Origin of the sequence: Pseudomonas sp. NPDC096950, assembly GCF_044762525.1 — a bacterium.
GTDB lineage: Bacteria > Pseudomonadota > Gammaproteobacteria > Pseudomonadales > Pseudomonadaceae > Aquipseudomonas.
The window spans coordinates 1-2,740 of the sequence record NZ_JBIWEL010000027.1 but is presented as its reverse complement, the minus strand read 5'-3'; the positions used below and the strand labels follow the sequence as shown (position 1 = coordinate 2,740).

The following is a 2,740-nucleotide window of genomic DNA, read 5'->3' as shown; positions in this document are numbered from 1 at the left end:
CGGCGTTGCGCTGAAGTACGTTGAAGGTTCCGCCACCGACGGTCCCTAACCCACAGATGCCTACTTTGACCGGTTTCACTGTGAACTCCCCATAAAACGGCCGACGCAAGGTCGGCCGTGAAAACAGCCGCATGCTAGCGGCTCTCTATTAATGGCCTGGCGGGTGACCGCCGGACCATGATCGTCAAAGGCTGACCGTGACGATGCGAATTATTTCGCGCCCAGTGCCAGTTTGGCGACTTGTGGCGCAGGCTGGTAGCCCGGAATTACCTGACCGTCAGCCAAAACGATGGCCGGCGTACCATTGACACCGATCGATTGACCAAGGGCGAATTGTTTGGAAACCGGGTTATCGCACTTGGCGGCCTTGATTTCCTTGCCGTCGACCATCTTGTCCATGGCCGCTTTCTTGTCCTTGGAGCACCAGACCGCTTGCAGTTGTTCGTCACCCGGCGAGCCCAGGCCCTGGCGCGGGAACGCCACATAACGCACTTCGATGCCGCGCTTGTTCAGCTCAGGCACTTCGGCGTGCAGCTTGTGGCAGTACGGGCAGGTGGTGTCGGTGAACACGGTGATGTGCGACTTGGTTTCGCCGATGGCCGGGTAGACCACGGTTTCCGCGACCGGAATCTCGTTGATCAGTTTGGAAACGCCCAGGCGCTCGGTCTTCTCGGTCAGGTTGACCGGTTTGCCGTCCTTGAGCTGGAACATGTAGCCCTGCATCACGTACTGGCCATCGGCGCTGGCGTAGAGCACGCGACTGCCTTTGAGTTTGACTTCGTACAGGCCGGCCAGCGGGCTCGCGCTGATGGCTTCGATCGGGGTTTCGAGCTGGAGGCTTTCCAGGCTTTTACGAATCGCTTTGTCGGCCGCGTCATCGGCGACGGCAAAGGTGCTGACCAACGCAATGGCTGCGGCGGCGAAAATCTGGGTCAGACGCATGAGAACTCCTGAAGGCGGACAAATGGGACGATCAGAACGCCCGTGCCGAAACACCGGGTCATAATCGCCCATCGTGCAAACCGGCAAAGCCTACCACATAAGGCTGGTGGGGCCGAATGGGCCTGATACACGACATCAAGGATGTCCCCCTTTTCTGTGGGAGCGGGCTTGCTCGCGAACGCGGTGGGTCAGCTGACATCATTGCTGAATGACACCCCGCTTTCGCGAGCAAGCCCGCTCCCACAAGGGACACGGTCAGCCGCGTGGGTGGTGTTTGGCGTGCAGGTCCTGCAACCGCGCGCGGGCAACGTGAGTGTAGATCTGGGTGGTCGACAGGTCGCTGTGGCCGAGCAGCATTTGCACCACCCGCAGGTCGGCGCCGTGGTTGAGCAGGTGCGTGGCGAAGGCGTGGCGCAGGGTATGTGGCGACAGCGACTTGCTGATCCCGGCGACTTTGGCCTGGTGCTTGATCCGATGCCAGAAGGTCTGGCGGGTCATCTGTTCGCCGCGCTGGCTGGGGAACATCACATCGCTGGGCCGCCCGCCGAGCAGTTCGCCACGGCCGTCGCGCAGATAACGTTCGACCCAGACAATCGCCTCCTCGCCCATCGGCACCAGCCGCTCCTTGCTGCCTTTGCCCATCACCCGCAGTACACCCTGACGCAGGTTGACCTGTTCAAGGGTCAGGCTAATCAGCTCGGTAACCCGCAGGCCGCAGGCGTACAGCACTTCCAGCATGGCGCGATCCCGTTGGCCGATGGCTTCGCTCAGATCCGGGGCGTTTAACAGTGCCTCCACATCAGCTTCCGACAGGGATTTGGGCAACGGCCTACCCAGTTGCGGCATGTCGACACGTAAGGTCGGATCGACCGCGATCAACTTTTCCCGCAACAGATAGCGATAAAACCCACGTACACCGGAGAGAAATCGTGCGGTGGAGCGGGGTTTGTAGTTTTGCTCCAGGCGCCAGGCCAGGTGATCGAGGATCAATTCACGACCGGCGTTGATCAGCTCGAGGTTTTTTTCCTGTAGCCAACCGTTGAACAGTGCCAGGTCACTGCGATAGGCATCGCGGGTGTTATCAGAGAGGCCTTTTTCCAGCCACAGCGCGTCGAGGAATTGGTCTATCAGGGGATGGTCGATGGCGGGCATAGAGGCTCAGGTAGCGGGAATCCGGGGCTAAGTCTTTCATAGCCGGACGGGGCTTTACAGTGCCTGATGTTATTGCAGTGACGGGTAGATCGATTCGCGGGCAAGCCACGCTCCCACAGGTAAATCGCAGGCAACAAAAAAGCAGCCCGCAGGCTGCTTTTTTTGCATCGGAAGCTGGACTTAAGCCAGTTTTTCCTTGATGCGAGCTGCTTTACCGGACAGGTCACGCAGGTAGTACAGCTTGGCTTTACGTACGTCACCGCGACGTTTAACGGCCATGCTGTCGATTTGCGGGCTGTAGGTCTGGAAAGTACGCTCTACGCCAACACCGTTGGAGATTTTGCGAACGGTGAATGCACTGTTTACGCCGCGGTTACGCTTGGCGATAACAACACCTTCGAACGCTTGCAGACGCGAACGGTCGCCTTCCTTCACTTTCACCTGAACGACAATAGTGTCGCCCGGGGCAAAGGTAGGGATCTCTTTGGTCATCTGCTCTGCTTCGAGTGCAAGAATGATTTTGTTAGTCATGCTGTGCTCCTAAGGTAAATCGTCGGATTTACCATCGATACGTTGTTAACTATCGTCCCGCTCGCGGATGTATTCCTCGAGCAGCTTCTTCTCTTCTCCAGAAAGCGAGCGGCTT

General features: G+C 58.6%; 4 protein-coding genes. All 4 read right to left on the bottom strand.

Features of this window, described 5'->3' with window-relative positions:
* Window positions 1-79 (bottom strand): hypothetical protein (locus ACIQY3_RS28905; protein ID WP_403026848.1); only part of this gene is annotated, 79 nt, incomplete at its 3' end.
* 131 nt (window positions 80-210) lie between these two features.
* Window positions 211-942: a bifunctional protein-disulfide isomerase/oxidoreductase DsbC gene (gene dsbC, locus ACIQY3_RS28900; RefSeq protein ID WP_403026663.1), complete on the bottom strand. Its 732-nt coding sequence runs from the start codon at window positions 940-942 to the stop codon at window positions 211-213.
* A 255-nt stretch (window positions 943-1,197) separates the two neighbouring features.
* Window positions 1,198-2,094: a site-specific tyrosine recombinase XerD gene (xerD, locus tag ACIQY3_RS28895; protein WP_403026661.1), complete on the bottom strand. Its 897-nt coding sequence runs from the start codon at window positions 2,092-2,094 to the stop codon at window positions 1,198-1,200.
* Window positions 2,095-2,274: 180 nt separating this feature from the next.
* Window positions 2,275-2,625, bottom strand: a complete 351-nt coding sequence (rplS, locus tag ACIQY3_RS28890; RefSeq protein WP_003175895.1) for a 50S ribosomal protein L19 — start codon at window positions 2,623-2,625, stop codon at window positions 2,275-2,277.
* Window positions 2,626-2,740: the final 115 nt, after the last annotated feature.